Origin of the sequence: Microbacterium sp. zg-Y625, from assembly GCF_030246925.1 — a bacterium.
In the GTDB taxonomy this organism is placed as follows: domain Bacteria; phylum Actinomycetota; class Actinomycetes; order Actinomycetales; family Microbacteriaceae; genus Microbacterium; species Microbacterium jiangjiandongii.
Window position 1 is genome coordinate 2,724,710 of sequence record NZ_CP126740.1, and the last position, 16,176, is coordinate 2,740,885.

Annotated in this window: 17 protein-coding genes; 6 read left to right on the forward strand and 11 right to left on the reverse strand. The window is 70.3% G+C overall.

The features are described 5' to 3' along the window. Positions 1 to 424 precede the first annotated feature (424 nt). The 4 genes from QNO14_RS12735 to surE all read left to right on the forward strand — a co-directional run bounded on the left by QNO14_RS12735 (position 425) and on the right by surE (position 3,745). On the forward strand, positions 425 to 628 hold the full coding sequence (locus QNO14_RS12735) for a cold-shock protein (protein WP_191718937.1): 204 nt from the start codon (positions 425 to 427) through the stop codon (positions 626 to 628). Positions 629 to 844: 216 nt separating this feature from the next. Beyond that, positions 845 to 1,942, forward strand: a complete 1,098-nt coding sequence (locus QNO14_RS12740) for a fatty acid desaturase family protein (protein ID WP_257505598.1) — start codon at positions 845 to 847, stop codon at positions 1,940 to 1,942. Positions 1,943 to 2,000: 58 nt separating this feature from the next. Next, complete coding sequence (locus QNO14_RS12745) at positions 2,001 to 3,008, forward strand: 1-phosphofructokinase family hexose kinase (RefSeq protein ID WP_257493921.1); 1,008 nt, start codon at positions 2,001 to 2,003, stop codon at positions 3,006 to 3,008. Further along, on the forward strand, positions 3,005 to 3,745 hold the full coding sequence (gene surE / locus QNO14_RS12750; protein WP_257493922.1) for a 5'/3'-nucleotidase SurE: 741 nt from the start codon (positions 3,005 to 3,007) through the stop codon (positions 3,743 to 3,745). The genes QNO14_RS12745 and surE overlap by 4 nt, the downstream gene beginning before the upstream one ends. A 3-nt stretch (positions 3,746 to 3,748) precedes the next feature. On the opposite strand, the gene QNO14_RS12755 is transcribed toward surE, so the two are convergent. Together QNO14_RS12755 and QNO14_RS12760 are read right to left on the reverse strand one after the other, a co-directional pair. Beyond that, a complete protein-coding gene (locus QNO14_RS12755) occupies positions 3,749 to 4,282 on the reverse strand; it encodes a MarR family winged helix-turn-helix transcriptional regulator (protein ID WP_257493923.1) in 534 nt (177 codons plus the stop codon). A gap of 19 nt (positions 4,283 to 4,301) precedes the next feature. Next, positions 4,302 to 4,523 (reverse strand): hypothetical protein, encoded by a 222-nt coding sequence (locus QNO14_RS12760; protein WP_257493924.1) that lies wholly within the window; start codon positions 4,521 to 4,523, stop codon positions 4,302 to 4,304. Positions 4,524 to 4,689: 166 nt separating this feature from the next. On the opposite strand from QNO14_RS12760, the gene QNO14_RS12765 reads away from it, so the two are divergent. Then, positions 4,690 to 5,037: a DUF7882 family protein gene (locus QNO14_RS12765; RefSeq protein WP_257493925.1), complete on the forward strand. Its 348-nt coding sequence runs from the start codon at positions 4,690 to 4,692 to the stop codon at positions 5,035 to 5,037. 139 nt (positions 5,038 to 5,176) lie between these two features. Here QNO14_RS12765 and QNO14_RS12770 read toward each other — a convergent pair whose 3' ends face one another. From QNO14_RS12770 to QNO14_RS12795, 6 genes are all read right to left on the reverse strand, one after another. Then, positions 5,177 to 5,968 (reverse strand): DeoR/GlpR family DNA-binding transcription regulator, encoded by a 792-nt coding sequence (locus tag QNO14_RS12770; RefSeq protein ID WP_257505599.1) that lies wholly within the window; start codon positions 5,966 to 5,968, stop codon positions 5,177 to 5,179. After that, on the reverse strand, positions 5,965 to 6,813 hold the full coding sequence (locus QNO14_RS12775; protein ID WP_257493927.1) for a class II fructose-bisphosphate aldolase: 849 nt from the start codon (positions 6,811 to 6,813) through the stop codon (positions 5,965 to 5,967). The genes QNO14_RS12770 and QNO14_RS12775 overlap by 4 nt, the downstream gene beginning before the upstream one ends. Further along, positions 6,810 to 7,772 (reverse strand): 1-phosphofructokinase family hexose kinase, encoded by a 963-nt coding sequence (locus tag QNO14_RS12780; RefSeq protein ID WP_257505600.1) that lies wholly within the window; start codon positions 7,770 to 7,772, stop codon positions 6,810 to 6,812. Before QNO14_RS12780 ends, QNO14_RS12775 begins: the two co-directional genes overlap by 4 nt. Then, positions 7,769 to 8,713 (reverse strand): ROK family protein, encoded by a 945-nt coding sequence (locus tag QNO14_RS12785; protein WP_257505602.1) that lies wholly within the window; start codon positions 8,711 to 8,713, stop codon positions 7,769 to 7,771. Before QNO14_RS12785 ends, QNO14_RS12780 begins: the two co-directional genes overlap by 4 nt. Further along, positions 8,710 to 9,597, reverse strand: coding sequence for an SIS domain-containing protein (locus tag QNO14_RS12790; protein ID WP_257493931.1), 888 nt, complete (start codon positions 9,595 to 9,597; stop codon positions 8,710 to 8,712). The genes QNO14_RS12785 and QNO14_RS12790 overlap by 4 nt, the downstream gene beginning before the upstream one ends. A gap of 134 nt (positions 9,598 to 9,731) precedes the next feature. Next, entirely contained in the window at positions 9,732 to 10,757 is a 1,026-nt protein-coding gene (locus QNO14_RS12795) for a LacI family DNA-binding transcriptional regulator (protein WP_257493932.1), read from the reverse strand. Positions 10,758 to 10,899: 142 nt separating this feature from the next. Between QNO14_RS12795 and QNO14_RS12800 the strand changes: the two genes are divergently transcribed. Next, positions 10,900 to 12,663 carry a glycoside hydrolase family 35 protein gene (locus QNO14_RS12800; RefSeq protein ID WP_257505603.1) on the forward strand — a complete coding sequence of 588 codons (1,764 nt, stop codon included), beginning with the start codon at positions 10,900 to 10,902 and terminating at the stop codon, positions 12,661 to 12,663. A gap of 62 nt (positions 12,664 to 12,725) precedes the next feature. Here the strand turns inward: QNO14_RS12800 and QNO14_RS12805 are convergent, their stop codons facing one another. The 3 genes from QNO14_RS12805 to QNO14_RS12815 all read right to left on the reverse strand — a co-directional run bounded on the left by QNO14_RS12805 (position 12,726) and on the right by QNO14_RS12815 (position 16,133). Next, positions 12,726 to 13,625, reverse strand: a complete 900-nt coding sequence (locus tag QNO14_RS12805) for a carbohydrate ABC transporter permease (protein WP_257493934.1) — start codon at positions 13,623 to 13,625, stop codon at positions 12,726 to 12,728. Continuing rightward, entirely contained in the window at positions 13,622 to 14,608 is a 987-nt protein-coding gene (locus QNO14_RS12810) for a carbohydrate ABC transporter permease (RefSeq protein ID WP_257493935.1), read from the reverse strand. Before QNO14_RS12810 ends, QNO14_RS12805 begins: the two co-directional genes overlap by 4 nt. A gap of 85 nt (positions 14,609 to 14,693) precedes the next feature. After that, entirely contained in the window at positions 14,694 to 16,133 is a 1,440-nt protein-coding gene (locus QNO14_RS12815; RefSeq protein WP_257505604.1) for an ABC transporter substrate-binding protein, read from the reverse strand. Positions 16,134 to 16,176 lie beyond the last annotated feature (43 nt).

Below are 16,176 nucleotides of genomic sequence, written 5' to 3' on the forward strand. Positions count from 1 at the left end.
GAACCCGTGCTAAGGTTATTCAACCCCGTTCGGGAACCGCGTGCCAGTCCGCGTCACGAAGACGCCAGGCACCACACATGAAAGTTTCTATTTTTTGTCTTCTGTCACCCGCTGCGACACCGTCGCGCAGCACCCGCTCGATTGGCGCCAAGCCGATCGCGATGTGTTCGTCGCCACTCTCGGCGGCGAGTACGCCGGATTCGCCGCGCGTGCGGCATCCGGTTTCACCGCCCACGGCCCCCTGGGCCAGGACCTCGGTTCTCACGCAACCATCGACAGCGCACAGCGCGCCGTCGTAGAGTGGCGAGAGAGCCCGTCTCCCACGATCTCCGCGGCACACCCGCGGCTCACCCGTCCGCGTCGCATACGTCGGCACGGCACCATCGGTCGCACTTGCGGCCCGAAAAGTAGAAGGAAAGACACGATGGCCACTGGCACCGTGAAATGGTTCAACTCCGAGAAGGGCTACGGCTTCATCGCACCCGATGACGGCTCTGCCGACCTGTTCGCGCACTACAGCGCGATCGCCGGCAACGGCTTCAAGGAGCTCCGCGAGACGCAGAAGGTCGAATACGACGCCGAGCAGGGCCCCAAGGGCATGCAGGCTGCGAACATCCGCGCACTCTGAGTTTCTCTCGAAGGCCGGCACGCTCATGGCGTGCCGGCCTTCGTGCGTTCCACCGCCCTTATCACATTCCGCAAGCCGCATGGACCAGCGCGTAGTGTGAAGCCCAGCAGGTGGCACACGCCGTCAGCCCACGCCAGGTCCCCCGAGGCCTCCGAGGAAGCAGGTGCTCTCATCTCCGCAACGGCCACCGCCACAAAGACCTCCACCGCCTCAACCATGGGGCCCATCCGACAGACCTACGCAGGGACCAAGGAGTTCCCGCCCATCACGCGGGCGTACACCGATGTGTCGCAGGCCGTGAAGGAAAAGGGTCTGTTGCAGCGTGCGCGCGGGTTCTATGCGCTCGTCGGCCTCGCGATCCTCGCCGGCTTCGCCGGCTGCATCGTCGCCTTCTTCTCGCTGGGGGACAGCTGGTGGCAGCTGGCCGTCGCCGCGGCATCCGGCATCCTGTTCACTCAGGTCGCGTTCCTCGCCCACGAGGCGGCGCACCGCCAGATCTTCGCGTCGGGACCCGCCAACGACCGCCTGGCCCGCTTCATCGGCCCGGCCATCGTCGGAATGAGCGTGTCGTGGTGGTCGACGAAGCACACCCGCCACCACGCCAACCCCAACCGCGTGGGCAAGGACCCCGACATCGAGATCGACACGATCTCGTTCCTCGACGAGGATGCCGCGTCGGCACGGGGCGTGCGACGCATGATCACCAAGCGTCAGGGCTGGTTGTTCTTCCCGCTGCTGACCCTCGAAGGCCTGAACCTCTACGCGCTGGCGTTCCGCCACCTGCTGTTCAACCGGGAGCCGATCAAGGGCCGGTTCCGCGAGATCGCGCTGCTGCTGGTGCGGCACGCTGTGGTCTGGACGCCGATCTTCGTCTTCCTGCCGCTCGGCATGGCGATCGCCTTCTTCTTCGTGCAGGTCGCTGTCTTCGGCGTCTACATGGGCGCCTCGTTCGCGCCGAACCACAAGGGCATGCCCGTCATCGCCAAGGACGCGAAGCTGGACTTCTTCAGCAAGCAGGTGCGCACCTCGCGCAACATCCGCGGCGGCTGGTGGGCGACGTGGCTCATGGGTGGCCTCAACTACCAGATCGAGCACCACCTGTTCCCGAACATGCCGCGGCCGCACCTCGCCAAGGCCCGCCCGATCGTGATGAAGGCCTGTGAAGAGCTCAACGTGCCCTACACCGAGACCAGCCTGATCCAGTCGTACGCCATCGTCATCGACTACCTCAACCGAGTGGGCCTCGCAGCGCGCGACCCGTTCGACTGCCCCATGGCGACGACCGCCCGTCGGGGACTCGGACCGGCCGCCTGAGGCGACGCCGCCGCCGGAGGGGGTGCGCCCGAGCGCACAGGGTCGTAACGTCGCCGACATGAGCGACGTCACGATCTTCGCCCCCTCCCCCATCCTCACCGTCACGGTCGAGGACCACCCGTCGGGGGACGAGATCCACGTCCACGCCGGCGGCCAGGGCGTCTGGCAGGCGCGCATGCTGCTGCGGCTCGGCCGCACCGTCTCCATGTGCTGCACCCTCACGGGTGAGACCGGCCGCGTACTGCGGCGGCTGCTCGAGGACGAGGGAATCGTCGTCGTCCCGGTGCGCCGCGACGGGCGCGGTTCGGCCTATGTGCACGACCGCCGCGGCGGACAGCGCGTCGTGATCGCCGACGAAGGCGGCGACCCCCTCGGCCGCCACGAGCTCGACGAGCTGTACGGCGCCACGCTGGCGGAGGGTCTCGAGTCGCGCCTGGTGATCCTCAGCGGACCGGGTCGCGACGACATCCTCCCCGCCGACACCTACCGCCGGCTCGCTGCGGACCTGCGCGAAGGCGGGGCCGCGGTCGTGGTCGACCTGGCCGGGTCACGCCTCGCGGCCGCCCTCGCCGGCGGAGTCGACGTGCTGAAGGTGAGCGACGAGGAGCTGCTGGCCGACCGGTTGATCTCGGACAGGTCGGTGGGCGCGGTCAGAAGGGCCATGCGCGCCCTGCGCGAGCGCGGAGCGCGGACCGTCGTCGTCTCCCGCGCCGAAGAGCCGCTGCTGCTGCTGGACGCACGGGGCTTTCTCGAAGTGAGCACGCCGCAGCTGCAGGTGGCCGATGACCACGGCGCCGGCGACTCGCTGACGGCAGGGCTGGCGGCGGGGATGGCTGCCGGCGACACCCCGCGCGACGCGGTGCGACTGGGCGCGGCGGCCGGAGCCCTCAACGTGACGCGCCACGGGCTCGGCACCGGCGACCCGGCCGCGATCGCGGCTCTGCTCGAGACGGTGGTCGTGCGCGATGCCAACGGGAGCGAAGAAGCGCTCCCCGAGCAGCCCGTCATGGGCCGGGTGAGCCCGCACGGCCTCGCGGCCCTGGCGGAGCCGGAGGAGGAGAGGTGACGCGGGCGCTCATCACCAACGACGACGGCATCGACGCTCCCGGCCTGCACGCGCTGGCACGCCGCGCGCGCGCAGCCGGCCTGGACGTCACCGTAGCCGCCCCCGCCCAGCAGTCCAGCGGCGCGAGTGCGTCGATCATGGCCGAAGACCGCGACGGGCGCATCGCCGTCGAACGGCGCACCCTGGTCGGCCTGGAGGACCTTCCCGCCTTCGCCGTGCACGGCGGCCCCGGACTCATTGCGCTGATCGCCGCACACGGTGCGTTCGGCGAGCCCCCGGAGGTCGTGCTCTCCGGGGTCAACCACGGCGCGAACGTCGGCCGGGCGATCATCCACTCGGGCACGGTGGGAGCAGCGCTGACCGGCGGGCTGAACCGCGCCCGGGCGATCGCCGTCTCATTGGACGTCGGTATGCGCCCGGTGGAGTTCCATTGGGAGGTCGCCGCCGAGGCCGCCCTGAACCTGCTTCCCCAACTGCTCGAGCGGCCACCGGGAACCGTGCTGAACGTGAACGCGCCGAACAGCGCCTCGCATCGCGGCATCCGGGAATCCACGCTCGCCCCCTTCGGCATCGTGCAGACGACGTTGAGCGAGCGCGAGGAGCATCACATCCGCCTGGCGGTCGAGGATCTCCCCCATGCGCCGGAGCCCGGGACGGATGCCGCGCACCTCGCCGACGGCTGGGTGACGGTCACCGGACTGGAGTCGGTGACGGGCGTGCCGCTCGGACTGCGCTGACGCTCAGCGCAGCGCGTCGACGGACGCGAGGAGCTCGACGCGGTCGAGTTCGTCGAGCCGCTCGGCCAGCCGGCCGATGACAAGGGCGCCGATCTCGGCCTGTTCTTCGGTGAGAGAGTCGATGACCTCGACGATCGCGCTGTGGTGGGCGGAGTATGCCGCGTCGACGACGCGGATCGCCTCGGCCGTGGGCACCAGGTAGTGGGCGCGGCGATCGCGCGGGTGCTGCACGCGCTCCACCAGGCCGCGGCCGACGAGGCGCTCGACGACGTTGGTGATCGTCGCGCTGGAGGTCCGCAGCATGACGAGCAGATCCTTCGGGCTGATGTCCCGCTCGTCGCGGTAGCCCTGCACCAGGTATCTCAACGCCGTGAGGTCGACGCCCCGCAGACCCGCGCGCTGATGCGCACGCTGCGCCTGCGCGCGTTCGCCGCGGCGCATCCGCAGGATGGCGTCGCTCAGGGTGCTCCCCGCAGCCGTCGCGGGCGGGTCGGCGTAGAGGTGCTCGTTCTCATGGCGCACGACGCTCTGGGGCATGTCTTCTCCGGGGTTCGGACTACCTGGCTTCGGAGGTGACCGCGTCGCGGGCTTCGGCGAGGGCGGCGAACCATCCCACCTCTACCCCCGTCTCATCGCGGGCACTGAATCCGCCCGAACGCAGCCGCTCGACTGCGCCGAGGTAGCGACCGTCCGTGTTCGCGACCCAGAACCCCGGCTCGACCTGGAACCAGGCGGCACGCGCCTGCGTCGAGGGTGCTGCATCGATGATCACGGACATGTCGACTCTCCTCAGTGTAGTGCTCTCGATGTGAGGCACAGTCGATTACACACCATCTGTATTACATACGTGGTGTAATTGACATCGGGTGTCACACTTCGCTATAGAAGTAGGACACAAATTGCGTCGTGCACACCCCGCACGGCCGACAAGCGAGGAGCAGAAAGTGGGACTTCTTTACTACGGTGCGGACACGACCGCCACCGAGATCCCTGACCGTCTGCTGGCCCACATCAAGGTGGTCATCGCGACGAAGCTTCGCCGCAACGAGAGCTTCACGCTCTCCTGGCGGCATCCGGACAATACCGCCGCCGGGCGGACAACCCTGTGGCTGCAGCCGTCGATCCCGCTGCGTTTCGTGTTCGAGAATCCCGAGCCCGAGACGCTCGACCCCGAGCTGCTGCGCGAGCTCGCGACGATGGCGAACTCGTCGGCGGGCGTCTCGCTCTCGTGGCAAGCCGAGACCGCCCCCGCAGCCGCCGTCGTGGAGCTCCGCCAGCCCGTCGCCGCCTGATCCCCCGCCTCACGCCGAGTGAGTATTCGCAACGCCGAGTGAGTATTCGCGTCGCCGAGTGAGTATTCGCGTCGAGTACTCACTCGGCGTGCCGAATACTCACTCGAGCGCGTGAATACTCACGCGAGGGCGGACGGGCTCAGTCGGCAGCGACGATGACGTCGTAGCCCCGGTCAGTGAGCCGGGCTCGCTGCTCCGCGGTCGCCTCGCCGTCGGTGATGACCGTGTCGAAGAGCCGCTCCGGCCCCACCACCGCGAAGACGCGTTTGTCGAGCTTGGCGGAGTCCACCACCAGCACGGCCCGTTCGGCGCGACGGGCCATCGCCGCGTTGACGGCGGCCTCGCGCTCATCATGGGTGGTTGCTCCATGATCGGGATGCAGCGCGTTCGCACCGATGAACGCGAGGTCGAGGTTGATCCGCGCGAGAGCCTCTTCGGCGTGGGGCCCGACCAGCTCATACGACCGGGGGTGCAGCACGCCGCCGACCACCACCGTCTTGATCTGCGGGCGCAGCGCGAGCTGCATGGCGATGTTCACGGCGTTGGTGACGACGGTGAGGCCGGGGTCGTCGGCATGCACCATGACATCGCCGCGGGACATCAGCTCGTCCGCGATCGCCGTGGCGGTCGTGCCGCCGGACAGCCCCACGATCGCGCCTCGGGGCACGAGCGCACTGGCCGCGCGCGCGATGGCACGCTTGGCGTCGCGGCGCTGCTGGTTCTTGTAGCGCACCGGCAGGTCGTAGGCGACCGAGTGCGACACGGCGCCGCCGCGCGTACGGCCGAGCAACTGCTGCTCGGCCAGTGCGTCGAGATCCCGGCGGGCGGTGGCCGGCGAGACGCCCAGCCGCTCGACGATGTCCTCGACCTGCAGCCGCCCGGATTCGGCGAGCAGATCGAGGATCGCACTCAACCGCTCGGCTCGGTTCACCCGACCCTCCGTGGGGCGGCGAACAGCTCCAGCAGGCGTGTCGCCTCGACCACCACGGCGGACCTCCCGGCATCGATGTATCGGCGCGAGTCTACGACGCTCGGGTACTCGTCGAGGTGCGCGCGCACGGCGCGGGTGAAGAACGCGTTGAGGTGCGTGGACACGTTGATCTTCGTGAGACCGGCTTCGATGCCCGCCAGGATCGTGTCGTCGGGCACGCCCGACGATCCGTGCAGCACGAGCGGCACCGGCACGGCGTCGCGCAGCCGCGCGATGAGGTCGATGTCCAGCACGGCGGTGCGCTCGGCCATCGCGTGCGAGGAGCCCACCGCCACCGCCAGCGCCCCCACGCCCGTCTCGGCGACGAAGGCCGCCGCCTCGGCGGGATCCGTGCGCACACCCGGAGCGTGCGCACCGTCCTTTCCGCCGATCTCGCCGAGCTCGGCCTCGACCAGCACCCCGGCAGCGTCACCGGCAGCGACGACCCGGCGCGTGGTCGCCACGTTGGCGGAGAACTCGAGCTTCGCGCCGTCGTACATCACCGAGGTGAAGCCGAGATCGATGGCGCGCAGCGCCAGCTCGGCATCCTCGGCATGGTCCAGGTGCACCGCGACGCGCGCGCTCGATGCCGCGGCGAGGGCGAGCGTGGCCACCGCGAGGGGTTCGAGTGCGCCGTGATAGCGCAGGCAGTTCTCGGACAGCTGCAGGATGACCGGCAGACCGGACTCCTCCGCGGCGCGCACCAGCGCCTCCGCCGTCTCGAGGTGGATGACGTTGAAGGCACCGCTGCCGGTGCCGGCGGCGCGCGCCTCGTCGAGGATCGTGCGGGTGGAGGTCAGCGTCATGTCAGGTCCCTGATGTCGGTGTCGAAGATCACGTCGGTCGCCAGCTGCTCGCGCTCGGGCGAGAGCTCGCCGGCCAGCGGCATGAGCACCGCCGAAGCAGACCAGGCGACGGCCGCACGCGCGAGTTCGACGAGCTCGGCGTGGGAGAGGTCGGATGCGCCGGTGCCGCGCCCGGCGAGCACGGCGGCGATCGCGGCGACGGCGGCATCGCCGGCGCCCGTGGCGTTGCCGCGCAGTCGGCGCGGCAGCCGGGCGCGCAGGACCGCGTGTGGGTCGGCGCCGCCGACGAACAGCATGCCGTCGGCGCCGAGCGACACGACGACGAGCCCGGCGCCACGGTCCCGCAGCATCCGGGCGCCGGCCACCACTCCTGTCGATCCGGTCGTCTCGCGCAGCTCCACCGCGTTCGGCTTGACCACGTGCGCCCCAGCTTCCGCCGCCGCCAGCAGCGCCGGGCCCGTGACGTCGGCGATGGTCGTCACGCCGGATGCCGCGATGTCCGCCACGAGCGCGCGGACGTTGCCCGCGTCGATCCCGGGCGGCAGGCTGCCGGAGATCACCGTGACATCGGCGCCCGTCGCGAGGGTGCGGGCGCCGGCGAACAGCGCGGCAGACTCGTCGGCGGCCAGCGCCGCTCCCACCTCGTTGAGGAGGGTCGTCTCCCCGGTCGCGTCGTCCACCGCCGCGATGCTGCGGCGCGTGGCGGCGGCGACGGGGATCAGCCGATGCGGGATGCCGGCGGCGCGCAGGTCCGCGGCGAGGATCTCCCCGCTGTGGCCGCCCGCCGTGGTCAGCGCGAACGCGTCGAGACCGGCGCCGGTGAGGACACGGGCGACGTTGATGCCCTTGCCGCCGGCGCGCTGCGCTCCGGTCGGTACGCGATGGGAGTCGCCGGGAACGAGCCGCTCGACCCGCCATGTGCAGTCCAGCGCCGGGTTGGGGGTGACCGTGAGGATCATGGCGCGGGCGCCGACAGGTGCTGCCGCGCACGGTGCGCGGTGCCGATCAGGCCGGCATCCTCGCCGAGCGTCGCGCGCACGAGCAGCGGACGACGCTGGAAGGTCAGCAGCTCGTCCAGCCGCGCCTGCAGCGGGGCGAACAGGTCGTCGCCGGCCTCGGCCAGACCGCCGCCCACCACGACGACGCCCGGGGCGAGCAGCGTCACCAGCCGTGCGATCTCCCGCGCGAGCGCGTCGACCGCGTCGGTCCAGACAGCACGGGCGTTCTCATCGCCGGCGTGCAGCGCCCCGAGCACGTCCCGGGCGCCCTGCACGGGCCGTCCGGCGAGCCGCCCGAATCGACGGGCGATGGCGCCGGCCGACGCCACCGTCTCGAGGCAGCCGACCGCGCCGCACGGGCAGCGCTCCCCCGCGGGGTCGGTCACGACGTGGCCGATCTCGCCGGCGTAGCCGCCGCCGACGATGGGGACGCCGTCGACGATGAGAGCCGAAGCGATGCCCGTGCCGATGACGATGACGGCGGCGTCGCGGTGACCGCGGGCGGCGCCCCACATCTGCTCGGCGACGCCGGCGGCGCGCACATCGTGCCCGAAGGCCACGGGGAGCGACAGCGCCTGCTCTGCAAGCGCCCGCAACGGTGCGTCCCGCCAGCCGAGGTTGCCCGAGAAGATGCCGACTCCCGTCTGCTCGTCCACGAGGCCGGGGACGCTCAGTCCCGCGGCCTGCGGGACCAGCTCGGGATGGACGGCCCGGTGCGCCTCGGCCAGCGTCGCGAGGTGGGCGGCGATGGCGCCGGCCGGGTCTGCGCCCGAGCACGGCGTCGGGGTGCGGCGGAGATCGCGCACGCGGCCCGCCGCGTCCACCAGGGCCGACTTGGTCGTCGTGCCCCCCACATCGAAAGCCAGGACGACGGCGCCGTCGCCGAGCACGCCCTCATTCATGCGTCGAGGATGACCGACCGCGTCAGGTTCCGCGGCTCGTCGGGGTTCAGTCCGCGGGACAGGGCACGGGCGAGCGCGACGCGCTGGGCACGGACGAGGTCGGCCATGGGGTCCACCCCGCTCTGCTCGAAGCGCGCGCCGGTGCGGGCGACGTCATCGGCGAGGCCGGCGGGCATGTCGCCGAAAGCCCACGTGACCCGTCCCGGCGCCGCGATGGAGATCGGACCGTGGCGGTATTCCATGGCCGGGTAGGACTCGGTCCACGACTGCGACGCCTCGCGCATCTTCAGCGCCGCCTCGTGCGCGAGTCCGATGGCCCATCCGCCGGCCACGAAGGTGTACTGCTCGGCGGCGACGAGGTCGGGGTCGAGATCCTCCGCGATGGCCCGCTCGGCATCGGCGATCGCCGGCGCCAGGTCCTCGCCGAGCGAGGCACGGAACAAGGCGAGGGCCGTCGTCGCGAAACGCGTCTGCACGACCGAGACCTCGTCGGCGAAGGGCAGCGTGACGGCGGCATCCAGCAGGCCGATCAGGGGAGACGTCTCATCGCCGACCACGCCGATGACGGGCGTGCGCCCCTTCACCCGCTCGGCCAGCTGCAGCACCTCGGTCGTGGTCCCCGAGCGCGTCAGTGCGACGATGGCGTCGTAGTCGCGGTCGGGCATCTCGGATGCCGCGAATGCGTCGGTGACACCCGCGCCGCTGCGCTCGCGCAACGTGGCATAGGCCTGGGCGATGAACCAGGACGTGCCGCAGCCGACGACTGCCACACGTGCTCCTCGCTGCGGAAGCACGTCGGTGGTGCGCGCCAGTTCGGCAGCGCGCGCCCAGGTCTCGGGCTGCGAGCGCAGCTCGTTCTCCATGTGGGTGGACGTGGTGATCATGCTGCGCCTCTTCCTCCGCACCAACACTGATCTGTTTTTGATCGATTTTGATTGTTCGCGCGGGCTTTGCGTCAGTCTAGTGCGCGCAAGCGCCCGCACGGAACGTGCGCTCTCCGGCGACCCGAACGGTGACGTCAGCCGGCGGCGACGGGCGCGGCGGTCGAGGAACGCACGATGAGCTCGGGCTCGAGCCGGGCGACGGTCGGCGGTTCGCCGCCTTCGATGAGCGCGATCACGCGGGCGGCGGCAGTGCGCCCGACCTGTTCGAACGGCTGCCGGACGGTCGTGAGGGCGGGGGTCGCGTACGCCGCCAGGGCGATGTCGTCCACGCTGGTCACCGAGACGTCACCGGGAACCGCGCGGCCGGCCTCGTGCAGGGCGCGCATGAGGCCGAAGGCCATCTCGTCGCTGGAGACGAACACCGCGGTGACGTCGGGGATCGCGGCGATCGTACGACCGGCGCGGTAGCCCGATTCGGGCGACCAGTCCCCGGGGATCACCGGGGGCGCAGCGATTCCGCGTTCGCGCAGCACCTGCTCCCATTCCTCGCGGCGAGCCACCGACTCCTGCCAGAACTCGTCACCGGAGACGTGCCACACCGTGGCGTGGCCGAGGTCCAGCAGGTGCTCCGTGGCCGCGCGCGCGATCGCCCGCTGGTCGATGAGCGCGTCGTCGCCCAGGCCCGCGTCCTGGCGATGCCCGACGGTGGGGGTGCGCGTGGTGCGGTTGCCGAGGGCGTCGGCGAGGAAGCCGACCGGAGCCAGCAGCACGATGCCCTCTGCACCCTGACGCTCCAGCCGGTCGAAGGCATCGACGAAGGCGCCGGGGCGGGAATGATGCGGCACGCTCGCGGTGGTCACGGCGTAGCCCTCTTCGGCGGCGACCGCCTCGACGCCGAGCAGGATGGCGCTCGTGGAGTAGCGCGCTGTGGAGACGGTGATGACGCCGAGCATGCGCGTACGACCGGAGGCGAGGGATGCCGCGGCGGCGTGCAGCCGGTATCCGGTCGCGTCGACCGCGGCCATGACGCGCTGCGCCGTCTCGGGGCGGACGTTGGACTGGCCGCCGATCACGCGCGACACCGTCTGCGTGGACACCCCGGCGACGCGCGCCACGTCGATCTGACTGGGGGCTCTGTCCCCGGAGGATCGGCGCGGCATCCACTCATCGTAGTGAGCAGCGAGGATAACGAGCCAACGCGACGCGAAGTAGGGCAGAATGTTAGGTGATGTGAACGCAAACATCACGGCAGCTCGGATAGACGGGCCCCGAAATCCGAGAGGAATCCTGCGGATGGACCCGATGACGACGACGAGGGCGCAGAGCCCGGTAGCCGCGCTCACATATTCGGACAGCACCCTGCTGCGCAACGGCCGGCCGCACCGCATGCTCGCCGGGGCCGTGCACTACTTCCGCGTGCACCCCGAGCAGTGGGAGGACCGCCTGCGACGGCTCGCGGCGATGGGCGCGAACACCGTCGACACATACATCCCGTGGAACTTCCACGAGGAGATCGAGGGCTCGCCCCGCTTCGACGGGTGGCGCGACATCGAGCGGTATCTGCGCATCGCGGCGGACGTGGGCCTGGACGTCTACCTGCGGCCGAGCCCGTACATCTGCGCCGAGTGGTCCAACGGCGGACTGCCGGCATGGCTGACCGGGCGCATCCGCCACGTCCGCAGCAGCGACCCCGGCTACCTGCGCGCCGTCGAGGAGTGGTACGGCCACCTCCTCCCGCGCCTCGCCCCGCTGCAGGCGGCGTACGGCGGACCCATCGTCGCGGTGCAGGTCGAGAACGAGTACGGCTCGTTCGGCTCGGACCGCGCCTATCTCGAGCACCAGCGCGACCTGCTGCGCGCACACGGGATCGTCGAGCTGCTCACCACCGCCGACGGGATCACGCCCGACATGCAGCGTCACGGCTCCGTGGACGGCGCCATGCCGAGCTTCACCTTCGGAACCGGCGTCGACACCGCCCAGGCCCTCCTCCCCGCCGCCACACCGCTGCTGTGCAGCGAGCTGTGGGGCGGCTGGTTCGACCACTGGGGCGAGCGCCACCACGTGCGCAGTGCGGCGAGCATGATCGGCACCGTCCATGCGCTGCTGGATGCCGGCGGCTCGGTGAGCCTCTACATGGCGCACGGCGGCACCAACTTCGGACTGTGGGCCGGGGCGAACTGGGACGGCGTACTGCAGCCGACGGTGACCAGCTACGACTCCGACGCCCCCATCGCCGAGGACGGCCGGCTGGGTGACAAGTTCGCCGCCGTCCGGGCCTCTTTCAGCCCCTTCCACGACGGCCCGCTTCCCGACATCCCCGCCGAGCCGGTGTTCCTGCCGCGCCAGACGGTGGCCTTCACCGGCGAAGGCGGCCTCGCCCGCGCGCTGGGCGCCCTCCCTGCCGGCGAGGCGCGGTCCAACCCTGCCACCTTCGAGGAGCTGGGCGTGGCGGACGGCATCGTCGCCTACCAGACCCGGGTGCACATCGGAGCCGAGACGACGCTGTCGATCAGTGGCCTGCACGACCGCGCAGCCGTGCTGCTGGACGGCGAGCGCATCGCCACGCTCGAGCGAGACGGCACCACGAGCGTCGTGATCGAAGGCCGCGCCGGCGACCACGAGCTGACCCTCGTGGTGGAGAGCCTCGGGCGCATCAACTACGGGCCGCACATCGGCGAGCACAAGGGCATCATCGGCGGCGTGCTGCTCGGCCGCCGTTACGTGCACGGCTGGACGCACCGCATCGTGCCGCTGGACGGCTCGCTCACGGGTCGGGGCGGCGACGCACCCGCCGACGGCTTCGCCGTGGCCACCGTGGACGTGCAGACGCCGGCGGATGCCTGGCTCGCGGTGCCCGGCGGCAGCAAGGGACTCATCTGGGTCAACGGCTTCCTCATCGGCCGCTACTGGAGCGTCGGCCCGCAGGAGACCTTCTACGCCCCCGCGCCGCTCTGGCGGTCCGGACGCAACGAGGTGCGGGTCATGGACCTGGAGCAGCTGCCCACGACCCTCGAGGTGCGCGACGCGCCTTCGCTGGGCGAGGCCGAGGAGTTCATCGGCTCCTGACCCCGCAACGCAACGAAGAGACCCCCGGCGCCGCAGCGCCGGGGGTCTCTTCGTATGTGGGATCAGCCCTTGACGGCGCCGGCGGCCAATCCCGAGCGCAGGTAGCGCTGCAGCGTGAAGAACAGCACGATCAGCGGCACCACACCCAGCAGGGCGCCGAGCATGACTGCGCCCTTGTCCGGGGAGAAGTAGCTCATCATGCCGAACAGCCCCAGTGTCACCGGCTTGAGCTCCTGCGACGAGACCATCAGGAGGGGCAGCAGGAAGTTGTTCCACGTGGCGACGAACACGAACAGGAAGATGGTCACCATGGCCGGCGCGAGCAGGCGCATCACGATGGTGAAGAAGATGCGGATCTCCCCCGCTCCGTCGATGCGCGCCGCCTCCAGCAGCTCCGTCGGCACCGACTGGGCGTACACCATGCCGAGGAACACGCCGAAGGGCGACACCGCGGACGGGATGATGATCGCCCACACCGTGTCGACCAGACCCAGCGCGTGGAACTCCAGATACAGCGGCACCGTCAGCAGCGCGACCGGCATGAGCAGGCCCGCCATGATGGCACCCACCGCGATCTTCTTGCCCGGGAAGGAGAACTTGGCGATGGCATATCCCGCCATCACCGCGAAGAGCGTTCCGATGACGCCTGCCGTCACCGAGTAGAAGATCGAGTTGCCGACCCACCGCCAGAACATGCCCTGGGTCCAGGACATGAGGCTGTCGTAGTTGGCGCCGAGGTTCCATTCGGCGAACCAGAACCCGAAGGTCGACGTCAGGTCGCGGTTGTTCTTCGTGGCGGCGATGAGCAGCCAGTACACCGGGCCGAGGAAGTAGATCGCGGCGACGACCAGGGCGGTGATGCCGGCGATCTTGCCGCGCAGCGTGGGCAGCGCGTTCTTGGGGGGAAGGTCGACCTCGACCTCGCGGGCGCGCCGTCTGCCGGTGCGGATCGCGGTGGTCATGAGTTTCCTCCCTTACGGCGCTGCAGCAGCGCGTAGACGATGGCCAGCACGCCGGCGATGACGGCCATGAGCAGCGAGTAGGCCGATGCGATCCCCGTGCCCGAGGGCGAGGCCGCCCCGAGCAGCGAGTTGTAGGTGAGCATCATCGGCGTGTAACCCTTGCCCATCCACGGGTTCTGGCTCTCCATCACGGTGGGCTCGTTGAAGAGCTGGATGGTGCCGATGATCGACAGCAGCACCGCCAGCAGCGCGGCTCCGCGCACCAGGGGCACCTTGATCTTGACCGCGATCTGCCAGCCGCTCGCGCCGTCGATGCGCGCGGCCTCGTAGAGCTCCCGCGGCGCGGCCTGCAGCGCCGCGAGGAAGATGAGCATGTTGTAGCCGGTGTAGGTCCAGGTCGTCATGTTCCCCATCGAGAACAGGATCGTCCCCGGCGCCATGAAGTCCGTCCCCTCGGGGAGGTACGGCATGAACGGCGACACCTCGGGCGTGTAGAGATACAGCCACATCATCGCGGCGATCACACCCGGGATGGCGTAGGGGAGGAAGAAAGCAAGGCGGAAGAAGCCGGGGCGGCGGACGATGAACGAGTCCAGGAGCAGTGCGAGCCCCAGTGCGGCGATCGTCATCACCGGGATCTGCACGAGGCCGTAGAGCACGACCCTGCCCATACCGGCCCAGAACGTCTGGTTGGCGATGGCTATGGCGAAGTTGTCGAAGCCCACGAAGGTCTCTACGAGCTCCCCGCCGCCGTACAGGCCCTCGCCCGACGGGACTTCGGAGAACATCGACGCGCGGATCGACACGACGATCGGCACGACGAAGACGACGACGAACAGGATCGCGAAGGGGGCGAGGAACAGCCACCCGGTCACGGCCTCGCGACGGCTGCCGCCGCGTCGGCCCCGCTCCTTTCGCGTCGGCGGGGTCGCGCGGACCTTCGCTGCCGCTGCGGCCACGGTGGGCGGGGTGGTCAGTGTCATCTCATCGTCTTTCCAGTGCAGGAGCCGGCGGAGTGCACGGGGCGTCCATGCGCTCCGCCGGCTCAGCGGTTGTCAGCGAGGTGCGTCAGTCCGCGACAGGCAGACCCAGGTCGTTCAGCGCCGCGACCGCGTCGTTCTGGCCGGTCGTGAAGATGTCCGCGACGGTGGCTCCGCCCGACGCGACGGCCGAAGCGGTCTCGTTCATGGTGGTCAGCGAGGCGAATCCGGGGGCGTAGACGAACTCGGGGTTCATACGAGCGGATGCCGTGGCGAGCTCGGCCAGCACGTCCTGGCCGCCGAACTGACGCAGCATCTTCTCGCTGGTCTCCGGCGTGCCGTTGGCGGCGACGACGAGGCCCTGCGACGCGAGGTCGTCGATCTGGGTGTTGAACCAGCCGTTGAAGGCCATGGCCTCGGCCGGGTGCTCGCAGCCCGAGAGCACGGCGACGCCGGAGCCACCGTCGGGGCCCGAGAGCTCGCCTGCTCCGAAGTCGGGCAGCTGGGCGACGCGCCACTGGCCCTCGGCCGGCGTGCCGTCGAGCGAGTCGAGCATGAAGCCGGCCTCCCACGCCGCGCCGATGTGGCCGATGAGGGTGCTGTTGTTGACGGCCTGCGTGAACCCTTCGCCCCAGCGCTCGGTGACGAGGGCGTCCTGCCCGTCGATGAGTCCCTGCCAGAAGCCGGCGACCCGCTGGCTTCCGGCGCCCTCGACGTCGACGCTCCAGGCGTCACCCGAGGTGTCGAACCAGGCATCACCGGCGGCGGCGGACTGGGCCGACAGCCAGTTGAGGCCTTCGTCGGGCGTGAAGGCGGCGAGGTACTTGCCCGCGTCGGCGGCGACGGCAGCGCTGGCCGAGAGCTCCTCGATCGTGGTCGGGACCGTGAGCCCGAGGTTCTCGAGCTCTGCCTGGTTGTAGTAGTAGACGAGGGGGCCGGTGTCCTGCGGCAGACCCACGACCGCGTCGCCGACGGTCATCATTGCGTACGCACCGGCGCCGAAGTCGTCCTTGTAGTCCCCCGCGTGCTCTGCGACGTCTTCGAGCAGCCCCTTGACGAACAGCTGCGGCACCTCGGAGTACCCGACCTGTGCCAGGCAGGGGCCGTTGCCCGCCTTGACATCGGTCTCGAGCTTGAGGATCAGGTCGCTGGCGGCACCGTCGAACTTGGTGGCGCTGACCTGGATGCCGGGGTTCTCGGCGTTCCAGCGCTCGACGATGTCGGCGACGGCGGTCATGCCCTCACCGTCGGGGAGGCGATGGATGTAGCTGAGCTCCACCACGTCGTCGGACGAGCCCGCCGTCGTGCCGGTGCCGGTGCCGCCGCTGCTGCAGGCGGCGAGTGCGACGGCGGACAGAGCCGCCAGTGCTGTGACGGCGACGGGACGTCCGGCGCGGAACTTCGATGTCATGTGATCGCTCCCCTTCGAGGATGCCGCACCGATGTCGAGCGGCGTTGCTTCCATCGGCGGCAGCTGCGAGATCATGCGTTCGCCATCTCCGTCGATGAGATGGATGTTTGCGTTCACACTACCCCCACTCCGCCTATGATCAAGTCACGGATCGATTCCA